Raw genomic sequence first — 18,388 nt, 5'->3', positions numbered from 1 at the left:
GACCGGGCAGAGTACGCGGAAGCGGACGACCGAAGGACGACGGACGAGATGACTGCGCAGGCCCGCCTGCTGGGTGGCAGGTACCAGGTCGGCGAGCTGCTCGGCTACGGCGGCATGGCCGAGGTGCACCGCGGCCGCGATCTCCGGCTGGGCCGGGATGTCGCGATCAAGATGTTGCGCACCGACCTGGCCCGCGACGCCACGTTCCAGATGCGGTTCCGGCGGGAGGCGCAGAACGCCGCCTCCCTGAACCACCCGGCGATTGTCGCCGTCTACGACACCGGCGAGGAGCGTGCGCCGACCGGCGAGGCGCTGCCGTACATCGTCATGGAGTTCGTCAACGGCCGCACGCTGAAGGAGGTGCTGGCGGCCGAGGGCCGGCTGATGCCGCGCCGGGCGCTGGAACTGATCGCGGACATCTGCGCCGCGCTGGAGTTCAGCCACCGGCACGGGATCATCCACCGGGACATCAAGCCCGGCAACGTCATGCTGACCCAGACCGGCCAGGTCAAGGTCATGGACTTCGGCATCGCCCGCGCCCTGGCCAGCGGCGCCACCACGATGACGCAGACCAGCGCCGTGATCGGCACCGCGCAGTACCTGTCGCCGGAGCAGGCGCGGGGCGAGGCGGTGGACGCCCGCTCCGACGTGTACGCCGCCGGCTGCGTGCTGTTCGAGTTGCTCTGCGGGCACCCGCCGTTCGTCGGGGACAGCCCGGTCAGCGTCGCGTACCAGCACGTCCGGGAGGACCCCCGCGCGCCGAGTGAGATCAACCGGGACGTCACCCCGGACGTCGACGCCGTGGTGCTCAAGGCCCTGGCGAAGAACCCGCTGAACCGGTACCAGAGCGCCGGCGAGATGCGGGCGGACGCGCTGCGGGCCGCGACCGGCCGGCCGGTCCTGGCGACCCCGGTGCTCCGCGAGGACGAGACGGTCGCGGTGGGTGCCCCGGTCCGGCCGATGGGCGGCGCCACCCGGACCATCCCGGCGGCCCGCGGTGGCGGCGGCCAGAAGGGGCGCGGCTCCACCTGGGCCATCGCCATCATCGCGGTGCTCGGCGTGCTCGCCGCGGTCGCCCTGGTCGCCGGCCTCATCGTCGCGAACCGGGACAAGACCGAAAAGGTCGCGGTGCCGAACGTGGTCGACCAGACCGTGGACGCCGCCAAGAGCACCCTCGACCAGCAGGGCCTGACCGCGGTCACGGACGGCACCGACAAGAGCCCGACGTGCAAGAAGAACACCGTCACGGACCAGAGCCCCGTGGGTCAGCAGCAGGTCAACAAGGGCACCGAGGTGCACCTGACGGTCTGCGCCGGCCCGGACGCGGTGAAGATTCCGGACCTGGCGGGCACGACGAAGGACCTGGCCGATAAGCAGCTGTCCGGGCTCGGGCTGAAGCCCAAGTTCATCGCGATCGACAGTGACCAGCCCAAGGACCAGGTCATCAAGGTGCTCCGGGCCGGCGAGACGGTCTCGTACGGGACCGAGGTCGAGGTGCAGATCTCGAAGAACAACCTGGTCGCGGTCAAGAACGTCGTCGGGCGCACCGAGGAGGAGGCCCGGATCATCCTTGAGGAGCAGGGCTTCACGGTGCGGGTCAAGGACGGCAACACCGTGCCACCGGATCAGGCCGGCATGGTGCAGGCGCAGGACCCGAGGTCCGGCCTGTTCGACCCGAGCAAGAAGACGATCACCCTGCTGGTCACCCGGCCCCTGGCCGAGACGCCGCCGCCGACCGACGAACCGACCGATCCGCCCACCGCCTGACCGGGTCTCGGTGAAGCGGGACTGCGGGGCGCCGCCAGGCACCGCGGCCATGGGTGGGCGGGGCGGAGCAGGCCGGTCAGGCGGTGGCGAAGGCGGCGAGGCGGCGGGCCTCGACGTCCGCGGCCAGGGCCGGTGCGGCGGCCAGGGCGCTGGGCAGGCCGCACCCCGCCAGCCAGTTGGCCAGCATCAGGTGCCCGCCCTGGGTGAGTACCGACTCCGGGTGGAACTGCACGCCCTCCACCGGCAGCGTGCGGTGCCGCATCGCCATCACCACCCCGGATCCGGTCCGGCCGGTCACCTCGATCTCCTCCGGGAGCGTCGACTCGACCACGGCGAGCGAGTGGTACCGGGTGGCGGTGAACGGGTCGGGCAGCCCGGTCAGGACGCCCGCGCCCTTGTGTAGAACCTCCGAGGTCTTGCCGTGCAGCAGTTCCGGCGCGCGGGCCACGGTGGCACCGAACGCCGCCCCGATCGCCTGGTGCCCCAGGCACACCCCGAAGATCGGCAGCCGTCCCGCGTACCGCTCAACCACGTCCATGCAGACGCCGGCCCGCTCCGGCGTACCCGGGCCGGGGGAGAGCAGCACGCCGGCCGCGCCGGACCGGCCCACCGCCGCCACATCGATCTCATCGTTGCGGCGGACCTCGCACTCGGCGCCGAGCTGCCCCAGGTACTGGACGATGTTGAACACGAACGAGTCGTAGTTGTCGATGACCAGGACGCGCACGGGGTTCACCTCGGCAGGCCGGTGGCGGTCGGGGAGGCGGTCGCCTCCTCGGTGGAGTAGTACAGCTCGTGGTCCTCCGGGTCGCCGCCGGGCGCGTCGGGGTCGCCGACCTGGTCCCCGCCGGTACCGCCCGTGCCGTCGGTGACCTGCACGTCGTCGAACGGCAGCAGCGGCTCGGCCAGGGGGAACACCACGTACCACAGCAGCGCGCACACGCCGGCGATCAGCGCCAGCGCCAGGCCCAGCTTCAGGTACCAGCGGCGGAACGGCAGGTGCCGCCAGATCCAGGCGTACATCTCCGGCTACCCCTTGCCCACCAGCAGCTTGCCGAGGCCGATCGGGGGGCCGGCGTCGTGTGGCCGGGGTTCGCCGTCGAGCCGGGCGTGCACGATCAGGCGCTGGTAGTTGTCGAACTTCGGGTTGCAGGTGGTCAGGGTGAGCAGCGCCTCTTCGGGCGTGCGGCCGGGATGGTTCGGCACCGGTGCGACCACCTCGATCTGCCGCGGCGTGACGATCTGCTGCCCGTAGACCTTGTAGTGGTACCAGTTCGTCCGCGTCTCGACGATGATGTCGTCGCCCACGTGCAGCTCGTCGATCCGCCAGAAGATGGCCCGGTTCCGGTGCCCGGCGACGGAGAAGTTGCCGAGGTCGCCCGGCATGGCGGTCTTCGGGTAGTGGCCCGGCGCGTACCGGATGTCCTTCGCCGTGACGCCCTCCACGACCACCCAGCGCTTGTCGAGCTTCGGGATGTACAGCCGGGCGACCGCGTCGCCGGGCGGCGGCACGTAGTTCGGCCCCTGCGACGCGCCGGTGGTCGGCTGCGCCCACTGCTGCTCGACCTGCTGTTCCAGGTCGCTCTGGTGGGCGTCCACGATCGTGGTCTTGCCCCACACCTCGTACGCGGCGAACAGCAGCACCACCAGGCCGAAGGTGATCAGCACCTCGCCCGCGCCGCGCAGCACCGTCAGGGTCACGCTACCCGCGGTGCTGCGGGTGAGCTGTGAGTAGACGCTCTTGTACCCGGCGTCCGTCTGGACCGGTCGCAGCGGTACCACCCGCTCGCCCCGCTTGGGCTTCGGCTCGCCGTCGTCCCCGTCCCCCGCCTCCGCCGGCCCCTCGCCAGCGCCGGCCGGAGCGGTTTCGGGCGCCGCGGGGCCGGCCGGAACGGCGGGGATCAGCGCGGTCATCGCCTCGGAGGGCGCACCCGGTCGGACGTTCACCACCGGCAGCACCGTGGTGGCCCCGGCGTCCAGTGGCGGCGCGATCCGCGGCTGGACGGCCGTGACGTCCGCCGCCAGGCCGGCCGGGTGGGAGCCCGGCGGCGCGGCGGGTGGCGCCGGCGGCGATGCGAGCGAGATCGGCGGCGCGAAGCGCGGGCCCGGTGCTGCGTCGCGTGGGGCCGGCGGCGCGGCGGGTGAGGTTGGTGGTGCGGTCCGTGGCCCCGGTGCCGCGGCCGGCGAGACCGACTGCGCGGCCGGTGAGGTTGGTGGTGGTGCGGCGCGCGTGGCCGGTGGCGCGGCGGGTGAGACCGACAGCGCGGCCGGTGGCATCGGTGGCGCGGCGGGGGAGATCGGCGGTGCGGCACGTGGACCTGGTGGCGCGGCGGGTGAGACCGACAGCGCGGCCGGTGGCGCCGGTGGCGCGGCGGGCGCGGTCGGTGGCCCGGCGGGCGGCGTGAGTGGCACCGGGTGGCCATTCACCGGAGCGCGGAAACGCGGCTCCCGCACCTGGGGAACCGCGAACAGCGCGGAGGGTTGGGCTGCGAACGGCAGTGCGCCAGGAGGCCCCGGTGGTGCCGCGGGCGCAGCGCTGGGTGGCCCAGGTGGTGCCGCGGGCGGGGCGCTGGGTGGCCCTGGTGGTGCCGTGGCTGCGGGCGGGGGCCCGCCGAACGCGGCGGGCTGAGCCGGGAACGTTCCCGCTCCGGGGGACTCGCCCCGCGGTGGGAAGGCCGGTGGGGGCGGCGGCGGGCCGGGCGGGGTCGGGTCCGGCCCGGGGGCCGGGACCGGCGGCGGGGGTGGCTCCGGCGGGTCCGGGATCGGGGGCGGCGGCGGAGGGCCGGGTTGGGGATGGATGCCCTCCGGCGAGGGCCCCGATAGCGCGGCCGGCGGCACGGCCGCGGGCACGGCCGGCGGCACGACCGGGGCCGGGGGCGCGGTCGGGGTCGGTTCGAAGTGCAGGTCGATGTAGCGGGGGATGACGGCGGTCTCGTCCGGGTCGGTCCGCCGGTGACGCCCGCTGGAGGGGCGCGGAGGGTCGTCGCCCGGCCGCGTTTCGGTCATCGCACCACCTCTGCGTACCGGAGGGTGCCGGAGTCCTGGTATGCCGGCACCGTCACGTCCGTCTCCACCTTCTCGGTGTAACCCAGACCGTAGTCGCGGGCGGCCTCCCGGAACCACTGCACGTTTTCGGCCGCGTTCAGAGCCTGCCGCATCCGGCCCGCATCGCCGATGGCGGTGATGACGAACGGGGGCGAGTACACCCTGCCGTGGAGCAGGAGGGTGTTGCCGACGCAGCGGACCGCGCTCGTGTTGATCACCCGCACGCCCATGATCGACATGGCCTCGGCGCCGCCGGCCCACAGCGCGTTGACCACGGCACGCACGTCCGCCTCGTGGACCACGAGGTCGTCGTTGGTGGCGCCGGCCGGCTTGCTGCCGTCGGCGCGCTGCGGGGCGTCGTTGAGCTGGACGGTGAGCCCGGGGCCGTGCAGGGCGCTGAAGCCGGCGGCGGTCCGTTCCCGGTCGCTGCGCGCCCGCTGCTCCGCGATCGGCCGGTCGGAGCCGGCGATGGCGTTGGTCGCCGCCTCCACCCGCTGCCGCAGGGCCGCCGCCTGGGCGTCCTCGCTCGCCACCTGCTTGCGCCGCTCCTCGATGAGCTGGGCGAGTTGGGGGCGGCGGTCGTCCCGTAGGGAGGTGCCGCCGGCGGTGGTGGCGGTGGTGGTGAACAACAGGCCGGCGGCCAGGGCGATCAGGGGCACCCCGAGCGACCACCCGGTCCGCCGCTCGCTGGGCCGGGGGAGCAGCCCGCGCCGGGCCCGGCGGAGCACGGTGCGCCACGAGGAGGCGCTGGATGTGTACTGCATCACACCTCCCTGTGGCGGTTCGGCCGCCCGCCCGGCGGTCCGGTATTTGGCCCCGATGGTGCCATGGCCCGCCGATTTGACTACGCTAGTCGTCGAACATTATTCGTCACCACGGGTGCCGGGCTCCGTCGGGCGTCCGGGGCCGACGACGTTCGTGCCAGTTCCCCTCCAGGAGTGCGCCGTGCCGAAGTCCACAGTCCGCAAGAAGAAGGTCTACACGCCCCCGGCGGACGTGCGGCCGGCGACGACCACGGCGGTCCGCAAGAAGCCGAGTCACGTCGCGCTGCCCATCACCGCGGTGGCGCTGATCGTGCTCGGCATCGGCTGGCTGGTGGTGTACTACCTCTCCGAGGGCGCGTACCCGGTGGCGAGCTGGAAGTACTGGAACCTGGCGGTCGGCTTCGGCGGCATGGTCGCCGCGCTGGGCATCCTGTCCCGCTGGCGCTGAGCCACGCGGTGCCGGCCCGCAGCGGCCGGCGGCACCGCCGCCGTTATCCACAGGGCTTATCCACAATGTGGGCAATGCCCGAATAGCGCGAAAGGGCGGGTGCGGTATCGCCGCACCCGCCCTTGTCGTACCTGTCGCGCTACTTCACCGGGGGTACCGGCGGCAGCGGCCGCGGCGGATCGCCCGCCGGTGGGCGGCAGGCGGTCGTGCACCCGATCGGCGGCTCCCCGCTGAGCGGCTCGGCGGAGACCCCCACCCCGGCCACGCCGTCCGTACCCACGGCCCGCACCGAGAGCAGGTACCCGACGGCCGGGTCCAGCCCGGTCAGGGTGAGGCTCGGCGCGGTGGTGGTGTAGGCGCCGTCCGTGCTGCCGGCCGGCGCCGGGGTCACCAGCACCTCGTACCGGGCCACGCCCGGCCCGGCGTACCGGGGCGCGTCCCAGGTGACCGTGGCGCCGGTCTTGTCCGAGGTCAACCGGGCATTCACGGTCCGGGGCTCGCCCACGGCGGTCTGGCACTGGTAGATCGAGAACTCGTCCACGTACCAGTCGAGGTACTGGCCCGACGCCGCCTTCACCTGGAACCGGAACCGGACGTCCTGCCCGGCGTACGCGGTCAGATCGAAGCGGGTCGAGCCGAACCCCTGCGTGGTGATCGGGGTCGCGATCAGCCCGCCGCTCTGCGGGATGCCGGTCGACGGCGCGGTCAGGTTGCTCCATCCACCACCGGTGTTCACCTGCACCTGGATCCCGCCGGCCGGGCCGTTCGAGTCCAGGCTGTGCGCGAACCGCAGGTAGCTGGTTCCGGCGGGCAGGGTGACCGGCTCCCGCATCTCGGCGGTCGTGCCGTTGGCGCCGTTACCCGGGTACGCGTACCCGTTCAGCGAACCCTTCCCGGCTGCCGCGTAGGTGAACGGCACCTGCGCCGACGGCGAGTACGCCCAGACGCCGGTGTTGCTGCGCAGCCACCCGGTGCCGGCCCGCTCCATGCCGTCGTAGTACAGACTCCGGGTGGGCTGGCCCGGGCTGGCGCACTCGGGCGCCTCGGCGGCGCCGTGCCCGCCGGTCTCGGGCGCCATGTCCATCTCGGTCGCCGTGACCGCCTTGTCGACCTGGGTGCAGTTGGTGGCGGTGAAGCCGGCGTAGCCCACCAGGGCCCGGCAGGCGGAGCTGAGCGTGGCGCCCAGGTCCCGGTAGTCCGCCCCGGACGGCAGCAGGTTCTGCACCCGGTACCAGAGCAGCGCGGACTTGTCGATCGCGTTCAGTTCGTTGGTGCCGATCGAGGCGATCGTCTGCCCGTTGAAGGTGCCGCCGCTGACGATCAGGTACGCCGCCTTGTTCGCCACCCCGGAGTTGGTGTGCACGCCGCCGTTGTCCCGGTAGCCGTCCGGGTCCAGATCCCAGTAGTCGCTGGAGTACCGGTCGGGCTGGCGGAACAGGGTCGGGTTCGCCATGTCCCGGATCGGGCCGACAACCGAGTCCTCGCCGATCTGCCAGTGGGCCGCGCCGGCGTCGTCGGCGGGGGTCTGGAGGTCGACGAACTGGCCGAAGATGTCCGAGAGCGCCTCGTTGATCGCGCCGGACTGGCGCCAGTAGATCAGGTTCGAGGTGTGCTCGGTGACGCCGTGGGTGAACTCGTGCGCGGTGATGTCGTCGACGGTCAGCCCGGTGCCGAAGACGAACTGGGTGCCCTCCCAGAACGCGTTCCGGTACGGGCACGCGCTGCCGTCCGCCGCCCGGTAGCAGGCCCGCACGGTGGCCCGGATCTGCCCGCCCCGGCCGTCGAACGAGTCCCGGCCGACCTTGTTCTTGAAGAAGTCGTACGCCTTGCCGAGGTTGTCGTAGACGGTGTTCACGTCGGCGATCGAACTGGCGGCCCCGCCCTCGCGGCGGGCGACGGCGACGCTGCCGGTGAACCCGTCGCACCGGTACCGCTCCCGGACGTTCAGGTCGACGGCGGCGTTCTTCAGGTCGCAGACGAGCCGGTCGCGGACCTCCCGGTGGCCGTCGATGACCATCGTGACCTGGCCGGTCAGCCCGTCCACGTAGACATCACCGCGGCCGTGTCCCGCGCTGCCCGGGGTGTCGTGCACCGTGACCTGCCACGTCGGCCGCAGTTCGGCCGGGCCGGGCCCGTCCACCAGGCGCGGGTCGTACAGCCAGAGTTTCGGGCGGTCGGTGTGCAGGGTGCCGGCGGCCAGCTGGTAGCGGGCGGCGGCCGTGGCGATGGCGGTCTGAGCGGCGGCGGGGGCCGGGACGGACGCCGCGATGGCGACCGGCGCCGCCGGGGTGGCCTCGGCGGTGGCGCCGACGACGCCCCGGCGGTTCACGGTCACCACGACCTGGCCGCCGAGTACCGGCAGGCTGGCGGCGTACTGGTTGTACCGGATGACGGTGTCGCCGCCGGGCAGGGTGATGGTGCCCACCTTGGTCATCGTCGTGGCGGAGGAGACCCCGAAGGCCGGCGCGTATCGCCGCACGAAGGTGTCCGCGACCACGGCGGACTCGGCGCCGGCGGGCGTGCCGGGGGGCTTCAGTTCGTGGCCCGCCGGCGCGGTGACCGTCCGGATCCGCCCGGCGGAGTCCAGCCGGACCGCGGGCGGCTTGGGCGCGGACCGCAGCTCGCGCAGCGCCGAGGACGGCGTGGGGGCGGGGCCCCGCTTGGCGACGACCGGCACCGTGCCGATCTTCTCGGCCGGGTCGGCCGGCAGGGGGTTCTGCGCGCCCCGGTCGGTCTGCGGCTCGCCGATGCCGATGTTGGAATCCGCCGCCAGCGGCCCACCGGGCCGGCCGGGCTCGCCGGGACTCCCGGCCGCCGCGGTGACGCCTAATGCGGCTATCGCGGCGCAGGCGATGACGCCGGCCGCGCGCGTGCGTGGTCGCAAAGTTCCTCCCCGTTTTCCCTGTGACCGCGCGAGTCTAGGGACCGCACGACGGACGACGCATCCGACTGTTGGCTTAAGGTCATCCTGGGCCGCCGGCGCAAGCTTGCGGGAAGCCGCACGTTACTGGTGGGTAACTAACGTGGGTAGGCTGGCCCGTACGGAGCAGTCCGGGAGGCTTGCAGATGGGACCTGTCCAGATCGTCGCCACGGTGGTCGCGGCGCTGGTGACCGCGGTCGCGGTGGTGCTGGCGGTGCGGGCCGTGCTGAAGATGACCGAGGTGATCCGGCTCGGCCGCCCCGACCCGGAGCGGTTCGGCGACCAGGGCGCCCGCACGGTCACCATGCTGCGGGAGACGTTCGGGCACACCCGGATGCTCAAGTGGAGCGTGGCCGGCGCCGCCCACTGGTTCGTCATGATCGCCTTCATCGTGCTCTCGCTGCTGGTGCTGGAGGCGTACTTCGAGGTCGGCTCCGCCGCCGGCCACCTGCCGCTGATCGGCGGCTGGGCGGCGTACGGGTTCGTCACCGAGTGGCTCGGCGTGTTCGGCCTGCTCGGCATCCTCGTCCTGATCGGCATCCGGCTGGCCAACCGGCCCGCCCGCTCCGGCCGGTCCCGGTTCACCGGGTCCACCATGTGGCAGGGGTACTTCGTCGAGTACGTGGTGCTCGCGGTGCTGATCTGCGGGTTCCTGATCCGCGGGTTCCAGGTCGCGACCGGCGGCTTCGCGCACCCGGCCTGGGCCACGCCGGTCAGCCACGCGGTCGGCGCCGCGCTGCCGGCCTGGTCGGGCGGGGTCAGCGCGGCCGCCGCCATCAAAATCGTTATCTCGATGACCTGGCTGATCACCATCGCCCTCAACGTCACGATGGGCGTGGCCTGGCACCGCTTCCTGGCCTTCCCGAACATCTTCTTCAAGCGCAACCCGTCCGGGGCGCCCTCGCTCGGCGCGCTGCGGCCGATGATGAGCGACGGCAAGCCGCTGGACTTCGAGGAGGCGGACCCGGAGAAGGACCAGTTCGGCGTGGCCCAGGTCGAGCAGTTCACCTGGAAGGGCCTGCTGGACTTCAGCACCTGCACCGAGTGTGGGCGGTGCCAGTCCCAGTGCCCGGCCTGGAACACCGGCAAGCCGCTGTCGCCGAAGCTGCTCGTGCTCTCGCTGCGCGACCACGCCTACGCCAAGGCCCCGTACCTGCTGGCCGGCGGCGGCAAGGACCTGACCGGTGAGGAGCAGGCCACCCGGGAGCAGTTGGCCGGGGTGAACGTGCTGGCCCTGGCCGAGGCGGAGCGCCCGCTGGTCGGCGGCGCGGACGTCGGCGGCATCATCGACCCGGACGTGCTGTGGTCCTGCACCACCTGCGGCGCCTGCGTGGAGCAGTGCCCGGTGGACATCGAGCACGTCGATCACATCGTCGACATGCGCCGGTACCAGGTGATGATCGAGTCCAGCTTCCCCAGCGAGGCCGGCGTGATGCTGCGCAACCTGGAGAACAAGGGCAACCCGTGGGGCGCGCCGCCGAACACCCGCGAGGACTGGACCAGGGGGCTGGACTTCGAGGTCAAGCGCGCCGACTCGGGAGAGGACTTCGAGTACCTGTTCTGGGTCGGCTGCGCCGGCGCGTTCGAGGACCGGGCGAAGAAGACCACCCGGGCGGTGGCCACGCTGCTGCACGAAGCCGGCGTGGACTTCGCCATCCTCGGCAACGGCGAGACCTGCACCGGCGACCCGGCGCGCCGGATCGGCAACGAGTTCGTCTTCCAGCTGCTCGCGCAGCAGAACGTCGAGACGCTGAACGAGGCGGGCGTCAAGAAGATCGTGGCCAGTTGCCCGCACTGCTTCAACACGCTGGGCAACGAGTACGGGCAGCTCGGCGGCCAGTACGAGGTGATACACCACACCCAGTTGCTGTCCCACCTGGTCGCGACCGGCCGGCTGACGCCGGTCCAGCCGATCGACGGCGGGGTGACCTACCACGACCCGTGCTACCTGGGCCGGCACAACCAGGTGTACACGCCGCCGCGCGAGGTGCTCGGCTCCGCCGTCCGAGCCGGCTCGGGGGCGCCGTCCTCGGCGGACCGCGCCGGCGGCCTTGTCGAGATGCCGCGCAACAGCGAGCGCTCCTTCTGCTGCGGCGCGGGTGGCGCCCGAATGTGGATGGAGGAGCGGATCGGTAAGCGGATCAACGTGGAGCGCGTCGAGGAGGCGCTCGCCACCGGCGCGAAGACCATCGCGGTCGGCTGCCCGTTCTGCTTCACGATGCTCGGCGACGGGGTGACCGGCAAGAAGGCGTCCGGCGCGGCGGACCAGGACGTCGAGGTGGTGGACGTGGCCTCGGTGCTGCTGCGGGCGGTCCGCCCGGAGGATGGGCCGGCCGCCGCCGCGCCGGTGTCGGGCTCCTGACTGACCGCACCGGCACCGGCCCGTAGCCTCGACCGGTCGCGTCGCGCGGGGCGGGCTGACGCTGGGTGAGTGGGGTGATCGGGTGCTCGGCTGGGCGCGGATGTTCCTGGCCGACCCGCGGACCCCGGTCCTGGCCACCGTCTTCGTGGCGGTCGCGCTCGCCGCGGCCCGGCCGCTCGCCCGCCGGCTGCGCTGGCCGCTCCTGCCCACCGTGCTGACCCTGCTCAGCGGCGCCGCCGTGGCCGCGATGACGCTGCCCCCGGCGCCGGGCGCCGCGGTGCGCGGCCCGGACGCCGCCGCCCTCGGCGCCTGTGCCCGCAGCCTCGTGGACCCGCGCGGCCTGGCCTTCGCGTTCGACTTCGCCGCCGGACGGGGGGAGCGGGTGGGCAACATTGCCATGTTCGTCCCCCTGGCGTTCTTCGCCGTGCTCGCCAGCCGCCGGCCGGTCCTGGCCGGCGCGGTGACCGCCACGGCGCCGGTGCTGATCGAGGTGACCCAGGTGCTGACCGGCGCCGGGCGCACCTGCGACGGCTACGACTGGGTGAACAACGCGACCGGTGCGGTGCTCGGCGCGCTCGGCGGCGCCGCGGTGCTGGCCCTGGCGCGTCTGCTCCGGCCGCCGGTCAGGACGTCGGATACTTGACGAGGTAGACGACGACGGCGGCGAGCACGATGCCGACGACGGCCCACACCCGGACGGCCTTCTCCAGGTGGCCCCACGCGGCCTTCCGCAACCCCGGCACCGCGCCCCGGCCGGCGCGGTAGTCGGCGCGGGCGCGCCTCGTGCGCTCGGTGAGGCGCCCGCCGATGAAGCCCGCCAGCAGGCCGACCAGCCCGCCCGCCAGGAAACCCACGCGTCCCTCCCGGATCGTCCATCCGCCGGGGACCTAGCATTCCCACCATCCACCCGGGACACAAGTCCCCGAAGGGTGGGCGTGGGAGAATCGTGCCGAGGTGATGGTCCCATCGACGGCCTGTTCTTGACCGCGATCCTGCCGCTGGCCGCTTTCGCGCTGCTGACGGCGGGCAACGCGTTCTTCGTCGTGGCCGAGTTCGGGCTGGTGACCGTCGACCGGGCCGACATCGACCGGCGCGCGGACGGTGGCGACCGCCGGGCCCGCACGGTCCGGCGGGCGCTGCGCGAGCTGTCCTTCCAGCTCTCCGGCGCCCAGTTGGGGATCACGATCACCGCGCTGCTCACCGGTTACCTGGCCGAGCCGGCGCTGTCCCGGCTGGTCGCGCCCCTCGCCCGGCTGGTGTCCGACAACCCGCGCAACCTGTCGCACCTGCTCGCGCTGGGCCTGGCGACCCTGCTGTCGATGCTGTTCGGCGAGCTGGTGCCGAAGAACGCCGCGCTGGCCCGGCCGATGCCGGCGGCGCTGGTCGCGGCGGGTCCGATGCGCGCGTTCACCCGGGTGTTCAGCTGGCTCATCCGGGCCCTCAACAACTCCGCGAACTGGCTGGTGCGGCGGCTGGGCATCGAGCCGCAGGAGGAGCTGGCCAGCGCCCGCTCCCCGGAGGAGTTGGGGCTGCTCGCGGTGATTTCGGCCCGGGCCGGGAAGCTGCCGCCCGAGACGGCGACGCTGCTGCAGCGCACCATCCGGTTCGCGGACAAGCGGGCCGCCGAGGCGATGACCCCCCGGGTGGACGTCATCGGGCTGCGCGCCGACGCCACCGTCGCCGAGCTGCTGGCCATCGCGGAGCGGACCGGGCGCAGCCGGTTCCCGATCTACGAGGAGACGCTGGACCAGGTCACCGGCGTGGCCGGCGTGATCGAGGCGTTGGGGGTACCGCCGCCGGCCCGCACCCGCACCCGGGTCGCGGCCGTCGCCCTGGAGCCGGTCTCGGTACCCGAGAGCCTGGACCTGGACAACGTGCTGGCGGCCCTCCGGGCGGCCGGCGCCGACCTGGCGATCGTGGTGGACGAGTACGGCGGCACAGACGGCGTGGTCACGATCGAGGATCTGGTGGAGGAGTTGGTCGGTGAGATCGCCGACGAGTTCGACCCGGAGGCGGTGATCGCTCAGGCGGTGGACCTGACCGCGCCGGGCGGCGAGCGCACCTTCCTGGTCGACGGGGTGCTGCGCGAGGACGAGTTGGCCGAGCAGACCGGCTTCCGGCTGCCCGAGGGGCCGTACGAGACCCTCGCCGGCTTCCTGATGGCCCGCCTCGGGCGGATCCCCCTGGTCGGCGAGTCGGTGGACTGCGACGGCTGGGAGTTCACGGTCGTCGAGGTGGACCGGCACCGGATCGAGCAGGTCCGGGCCGTTGGGCCGGCGGAGGACGATGATTAACCTCCTGATCGCGGTCGTTCTGCTGCTGGGCAACGCGTTCTTCGTGGGCAGCGAGTTCGCGCTGATCGCGTCCCGACGCACGGTGCTCGAGCCGATGTCCGCCACATCCCGGCGGGCCCGCTGGGCGCTGTCGGCGATGAGCCAGATCCCGCTGATGATCGCCGGGGCGCAGCTCGGCATCACGGTCTGCACGCTGGGCCTCGGCGCGATCGCCGAGCCGGCGTTCGCGCATCTGCTGGAGCCGCCGTTCGCCGCCGCGGGCATGCCGGCCAACGCGGTCCACCCGGTGGCGCTCGTGCTGGCCCTCGGCGTCATCACGTTCACGCACACGGTCGTCGGCGAGATGGTGCCCAAAAACATCACCCTGGCCGGGCCGGAGGCCTCGGCGCTGGTCCTGGGCCCGCTCATGCTGGCGTTCTGCCTGGCCACGAAGCCGCTGCTGGTGGCGATGAAGTGGGCGGCCCGGATGGTGCTGAAGATCTGGCGGATCGAGGCGGCGGACGCGGTGAAGACGGTGTTCACCGCCGAGGAACTGGCCGGCCTGGTGTCCCAGGCGCGCACCGAGGGGCTGCTCGGCTCGGAGGAGCACGCGCGGATCACCGGGGCGCTCGCGCTGAACCAGCGCACCGCCGCCGACGCGCTGCTGCCCTGGTCCCGGGTCACCACCGTGCCGGAGGACGTCTCGCCGGCCACGCTGGAGGTGCTCGCCACCCGCACCGGCCGGTCCCGCTTCCCGGTGGTGCAGCGGGCCACCCGCCGGGTGCTCGGCTTCGTACACGTGAAGGACGTGCTGGGCTACTCGGGGGCGCGCCGCCGCCAACCCATCCCGTCGGAGCTGCTGCGCCCGCTCGCCGTCGTGCCGCCCGAGAGCACCCTCGCCGATCTGCTGCTGGCGATGCGCCGGGACCGCCGGCACATGGTCCTGGTCAGCGACGGCCGCTCGCCGCTCGGCGTCATCACGCTGGACGACGTGCTCTCCGCGGTGGTGGGGCACGCCCGGGCCGCCGGAGCCGGTGGGTCCGGCGGCCCGGTGGTCCGGGCGGACCAGGTCAGCGTGGGGCGCCCGGCGACGGGAATCGGCCCGCGCCGGCCGGGTTCACGTACCTGACCCGGCCGCGTCCGTGGCCGACGCGAAACCATTGCGGTCCCGGAATCGTTGTCCATTGTGAAGAAACCACCCGCCGCGGATCGCCGGGAAGCGCGCGCTGCCGGACAACGACCAGTTCACCGGCCAGATCGGCGATGTCTACGGAGGAATCAACTAAACACATATCGAAACACGTGGTGCGATCGAGGAATCACGCACCGAAATGGTCACGGCGAGCGGCTTGCGGCACATAACACATCTCTTTACTCTTGGCTGTCGTCGAGCGGACGTCGGTCACCCAGCCGGGAGGCCCCGCTGCGGCACCGCCGAATCACCACACGTGAACCGGGGAACCATCGGGCCGCGTCCCCCGACGCGGCCGGGGGTGAATCCGAGGGCGCGCAACCGGCCCCCGGTAGGGCGATCTTCCCGCCCGAACCCGTCAGCTAACCCGGTAGGCGGTACAGGGAAGAAGGAGTCCGGAACTCGGTGGCAAGCCATGCCCAGCGGCCGTACCCCCTCCGGCCGCACCGAACCCGAGCCGTGCACCGTGGCGTTCTCGCCGGCCTGCTGGCCGCGCTGGCGTTGTTGATCGTCGCGCCCGGCGTCGCGCAGGCGGAGCCCTCTGTCGCCGAACTGGAGCGACAGATCGACGCCGCGTGGAACAAGCTCGAGCCGGTGATCGAACAGCACAACGCGACCAAGACCCAGCTCGCCACGAAGCGCAAGACCGTGCAGGAGTTGACCCGCAAGCTCCAGCCGCTGGAGCTCCAGGTCAACTTGACGATGGGGCGGGTCGGTGACTACGCCGCCGTGATGTACAAGGGCGGCGGCACCACCTCGGCGGTCAACGCCCTGCTCTCCAACCGCAACCCCGGCGACCTGCCCGAGCAGCTGACCATGCTGAACCTGTTCGCCAAGGACCAGCAGAAGCGCATCCAGTCGGTGGTCGCCGCGCAGCAGAAGCTGAAGGCGCAGAAGGCCCCCCTGGACGCCCTGATCACCCAGCTCGCGGCCACCGAGAAGGAGCAGGCGGCCCGCGAGAAGCAGATCAACGCGGAGATCAAGAATCTCCAGGCGCTGCGGCTCAAGGCGTACGGTACGTCCGGCGGTATCGGCGAACTGCGCCCGGCACCGTGCCCGCTCACCTACCCGGGTGGCGCATCCGGCAAGGCCGTCAAGTTCGCCTGCGCCCAGATCGGCAAGACCTACGTGTTCGGCACCTCGGGTCCGGACCACTACGACTGCTCCGGCCTCACCATGGCGGCCTGGGCGGCCGCGGGCGTGAGCCTGCCGCACAACGCCGCCGCCCAGAAGCGCTCGGTCACCCCGGTCAGCCGGGCCAACCTGCGCCCCGGTGACCTGGTCTTCTACTACGGCGACGTGCACCATGTCGGCATGTACGTCGGCGGCGACTGGATCGTGCACGCCTCCCGCGCCGGCGAACCGGTCCGGATGCGGAAGATCGACGCAGCCCCGACGAACGGCTTCGGCCGGCCGAGTTAGCTTCCCCCCAAGCCTCGGCCGCCCGCCGCGCCGCGCGATACCCCCCATTGCGCGAAGCGGCACCGTAAAGAAAGGGCCCCCTCTCATCGCCTCCCGCGTGAGTCGGGGCCCTTTCGCTGCCCTCGTTCGGGTGTTCCGGCTCTCGGTCGACTCGGGTGTGTCGAGGTCGCTCCGGGCGCTTGTGTCGCGGTCTCTCGCGTGGGCCTAGCGGGTGGGCCAGGTCCGCCAGCCCTGGTACGACCGGCTGGGTGTGGGGCCGCGCTGGCCCTGGTACCGCGAGCCGTAGACCTCCGCCCCGTACGGGTGCTCCGCCGGGGACGACAGCCGGAAGATGCACAGCTGCCCGATCTTCATGCCCGGCCACAGCCGGATCGGCAACGTGGCCACGTTGGACAGTTCCAGCGTGACGTGGCCGGAGAATCCGGGGTCGATGAAGCCCGCCGTGGAGTGCGTCAGCAGCCCCAGCCGCCCCAGGCTGGACTTGCCCTCCAGTCGCCCGGCCAGTTGCCGCCCCAGCGTGATCACCTCGACCGTGGAGGCGAGCACGAACTCGCCCGGGTGCAGCACGAACGGCTCCCCGTCCGGCACCTCCACCTCGGTCGTCAGGTCGTCCTGGCGCCGCGCCGGGTCGATGTGTGTGTAGAGGTGATTGTTGAAGACCCGGAACAGCCCGTCCAGCCGCACGTCGATGCTGGACGGCTGCACCAGGGCCGGCTCGAACGGGTCCAGCGCGAGGTTGCCAGCCTTGAGCTCGGCGGTCAGGTCGCGATCCGAGAGCAGCATGGGGGAACACTAACGTTCCCCCCTTTCCCGCCCGCCCACACCCCGCATTTGCTGCGGATTAGAACGCGTGTTCGATATACTGGGACCATGGCTTCCTGGTCGGATTTCACCGCCGCCTCGCCCCGATTGGCCGAGGCGGTCAGTGCCCTCATGGCCCAGTACGGGCCGGGGCTCGGCTACCTGGCCACCGTCCGCGCGGACGGTGGCCCCCGGGTGCACCCGGTCTCCCCGGTCATCACCGACGAGGGGCTGTTCTGCTTCGTCCTCGACACGCCGAAGCGCCGCGACCTGGAACGCGACGGCCGCTACGCGCTGCACTCCTTCCCGCCGGAGAACAGCGACGACGAGGCGTACCTCGCCGGCCGCGCCCACCCGGTCACGGACCCGGGGCGCCTGCGCCGCCTCGCCACCCACGCCCACGCGGCTCCAGACGTGGACTGGCGGCTGTTCGAGTTCACCGTGGAGGTCGCCATGGTCGCCCGGCACGGCTGCGCCGGCCCCGGGCTGCGCACCCACGAACCGGGCGGCCGCCCCAACGTTCAGATCTGGCGGGACCCGGCACGCCGCCCGCAGGCGCGAGCTTCCTAGCAGCCCCGACCCGGCCCGCGCGCCGGCGGTTGGTCCTCTTCGTGCGGGTCGTGTCGGGGGTCGCCGGGAGGGCGCGTGCGCGGCGCGCGGTGAACCAGGTAGAGTAGTGCCCGCTTGCGGGTGTAGTTCAATGGCAGAACATCAGCTTCCCAAGCTGACAGTGAGGGTTCGATTCCCTTCACCCGCTCCAGCACAAGGCCCCAGCTCAGGACAGGTTTCCTGGCTGGGGCCTTGATCGTTACTACCGCTTCTTGCGCTGGCCGTGCCCGCTACGTGCCCGATCCTTGGTCTGTTTGATCTGCGTGTACGTCTTCAAGGCGGCCCTTGACGGGCCGCACGCGCCGCCGCCTGGGCACGCGCCGGCCGCTTCCGCTGTCGCTCTGCGGTCGTCACGCCCGATGCCCGACGGCTGGCGCGGAGAGCGGGGAAGCCCGGAGGGCCGCCGCAGAACGACAGCGGCGTTGACCGGTGAGGGGTTGGGTCGGCAGCCGGCGGGGCCGCGCGGCCACGAGCCCGCGCGACGTGGGGGAGCGCACGCCGGCCGCGTCGGCGAGCTGGCGGCGGTCGCGGTTGCGGCTACTGCGCCTCCGGCGGGGGCGCAACGACTCCGTCCGTCAAGGCCGTCTTGACGTGGCGGGCCGGGCGGTGGCCCGCTCCCCGGTGGGCGGGTCGATGGCAGTACGGGATGGCGGGGCTCGCCGTGGTCGAGATGTCGGCACCAGCGGAGGCCGTTCGGGCTGTCAAGTGATTGCACCCTTGTCATCCAGCCCTCGCGCGGCCGGCGTCGGGTGCTCCCAGAGGTCCTCCGTCCGGAAGTACCTGG

General features: G+C 72.7%; 15 protein-coding genes, 1 tRNA gene and 1 riboswitch. Of the genes, 9 read left to right on the top strand and 7 right to left on the bottom strand.

What is annotated here, in order from left to right; translation table 11 throughout:
- The first annotated feature begins 48 nt into the window (after positions 1–48).
- Positions 49–1,767 (top strand): Stk1 family PASTA domain-containing Ser/Thr kinase, encoded by a 1,719-nt coding sequence (gene pknB, locus KJS59_RS25960; RefSeq protein ID WP_213455688.1) that lies wholly within the window; start codon positions 49–51, stop codon positions 1,765–1,767.
- Between the two features lie 76 nt (positions 1,768–1,843).
- On the opposite strand, the gene KJS59_RS25955 is transcribed toward pknB, so the two are convergent.
- The 4 genes from KJS59_RS25955 to KJS59_RS25940 all read right to left on the bottom strand — a co-directional run bounded on the left by KJS59_RS25955 (position 1,844) and on the right by KJS59_RS25940 (position 5,576).
- Positions 1,844–2,494 carry an aminodeoxychorismate/anthranilate synthase component II gene (locus tag KJS59_RS25955; RefSeq protein ID WP_213455686.1) on the bottom strand — a complete coding sequence of 217 codons (651 nt, stop codon included), beginning with the start codon at positions 2,492–2,494 and terminating at the stop codon, positions 1,844–1,846.
- Between the two features lie 5 nt (positions 2,495–2,499).
- Entirely contained in the window at positions 2,500–2,790 is a 291-nt protein-coding gene (locus tag KJS59_RS25950; RefSeq protein WP_213455684.1) for a hypothetical protein, read from the bottom strand.
- Between the two features lie 6 nt (positions 2,791–2,796).
- On the bottom strand, positions 2,797–3,717 hold the full coding sequence (locus tag KJS59_RS25945) for a class E sortase (protein ID WP_213455682.1): 921 nt from the start codon (positions 3,715–3,717) through the stop codon (positions 2,797–2,799).
- A 1,052-nt stretch (positions 3,718–4,769) separates the two neighbouring features.
- Positions 4,770–5,576, bottom strand: a complete 807-nt coding sequence (locus KJS59_RS25940) for a DUF881 domain-containing protein (RefSeq protein WP_213455680.1) — start codon at positions 5,574–5,576, stop codon at positions 4,770–4,772.
- Between the two features lie 181 nt (positions 5,577–5,757).
- On the opposite strand from KJS59_RS25940, the gene KJS59_RS25935 reads away from it, so the two are divergent.
- A complete protein-coding gene (locus KJS59_RS25935) occupies positions 5,758–6,024 on the top strand; it encodes a cell division protein CrgA (RefSeq protein ID WP_213455678.1) in 267 nt (88 codons plus the stop codon).
- Positions 6,025–6,163: 139 nt separating this feature from the next.
- Here the strand turns inward: KJS59_RS25935 and KJS59_RS25930 are convergent, their stop codons facing one another.
- The gene (locus tag KJS59_RS25930; RefSeq protein WP_213455676.1) at positions 6,164–8,908 is read right to left on the bottom strand and encodes a M4 family metallopeptidase; all 2,745 of its coding nucleotides are present in this window, start codon (positions 8,906–8,908) and stop codon (positions 6,164–6,166) included.
- A 182-nt stretch (positions 8,909–9,090) separates the two neighbouring features.
- On the opposite strand from KJS59_RS25930, the gene KJS59_RS25925 reads away from it, so the two are divergent.
- Positions 9,091–11,307, top strand: a complete 2,217-nt coding sequence (locus tag KJS59_RS25925) for a heterodisulfide reductase-related iron-sulfur binding cluster (protein ID WP_213455674.1) — start codon at positions 9,091–9,093, stop codon at positions 11,305–11,307.
- An 82-nt stretch (positions 11,308–11,389) separates the two neighbouring features.
- Positions 11,390–11,950: a VanZ family protein gene (locus KJS59_RS25920; RefSeq protein WP_213455672.1), complete on the top strand. Its 561-nt coding sequence runs from the start codon at positions 11,390–11,392 to the stop codon at positions 11,948–11,950.
- Here the strand turns inward: KJS59_RS25920 and KJS59_RS25915 are convergent.
- A complete protein-coding gene (locus KJS59_RS25915) occupies positions 11,931–12,161 on the bottom strand; it encodes a hypothetical protein (protein WP_213455670.1) in 231 nt (76 codons plus the stop codon). The genes KJS59_RS25920 and KJS59_RS25915 overlap by 20 nt on opposite strands.
- A gap of 126 nt (positions 12,162–12,287) precedes the next feature.
- Between KJS59_RS25915 and KJS59_RS25910 the strand changes: the two genes are divergently transcribed.
- The 3 genes from KJS59_RS25910 (at position 12,288) to KJS59_RS25900 (ending at position 16,194) form a co-directional block, all read left to right on the top strand.
- Positions 12,288–13,601, top strand: coding sequence for a hemolysin family protein (locus tag KJS59_RS25910; protein WP_249714902.1), 1,314 nt, complete (start codon positions 12,288–12,290; stop codon positions 13,599–13,601).
- A complete protein-coding gene (locus KJS59_RS25905) occupies positions 13,594–14,709 on the top strand; it encodes a hemolysin family protein (RefSeq protein ID WP_213455668.1) in 1,116 nt (371 codons plus the stop codon). Before KJS59_RS25910 ends, KJS59_RS25905 begins: the two co-directional genes overlap by 8 nt.
- Positions 14,710–15,002: 293 nt before the next feature.
- A riboswitch (cyclic di-AMP (ydaO/yuaA leader) is annotated at positions 15,003–15,164 on the top strand.
- 67 nt (positions 15,165–15,231) lie between these two features.
- Complete coding sequence (locus KJS59_RS25900) at positions 15,232–16,194, top strand: C40 family peptidase (RefSeq protein ID WP_249714900.1); 963 nt, start codon at positions 15,232–15,234, stop codon at positions 16,192–16,194.
- 204 nt (positions 16,195–16,398) lie between these two features.
- Here the strand turns inward: KJS59_RS25900 and dcd are convergent, their stop codons facing one another.
- Entirely contained in the window at positions 16,399–16,977 is a 579-nt protein-coding gene (gene dcd / locus KJS59_RS25895; protein ID WP_213455664.1) for a dCTP deaminase, read from the bottom strand.
- Positions 16,978–17,064: 87 nt separating this feature from the next.
- Here dcd and KJS59_RS25890 point away from each other — a divergent pair, with 87 nt between their 5' ends.
- Both KJS59_RS25890 and KJS59_RS25885 read left to right on the top strand, forming a co-directional pair.
- Entirely contained in the window at positions 17,065–17,565 is a 501-nt protein-coding gene (locus KJS59_RS25890; RefSeq protein ID WP_213455662.1) for a pyridoxamine 5'-phosphate oxidase family protein, read from the top strand.
- 116 nt (positions 17,566–17,681) lie between these two features.
- Positions 17,682–17,755, top strand: a tRNA-Gly gene (locus tag KJS59_RS25885).
- The last annotated feature ends 633 nt before the right edge of the window (positions 17,756–18,388 follow it).

Source organism: Rhizomonospora bruguierae (assembly GCF_018397995.1).
GTDB lineage: Bacteria > Actinomycetota > Actinomycetes > Mycobacteriales > Micromonosporaceae > Rhizomonospora > Rhizomonospora bruguierae.
This window is presented reverse-complemented; position numbering and strand designations above follow the sequence as displayed.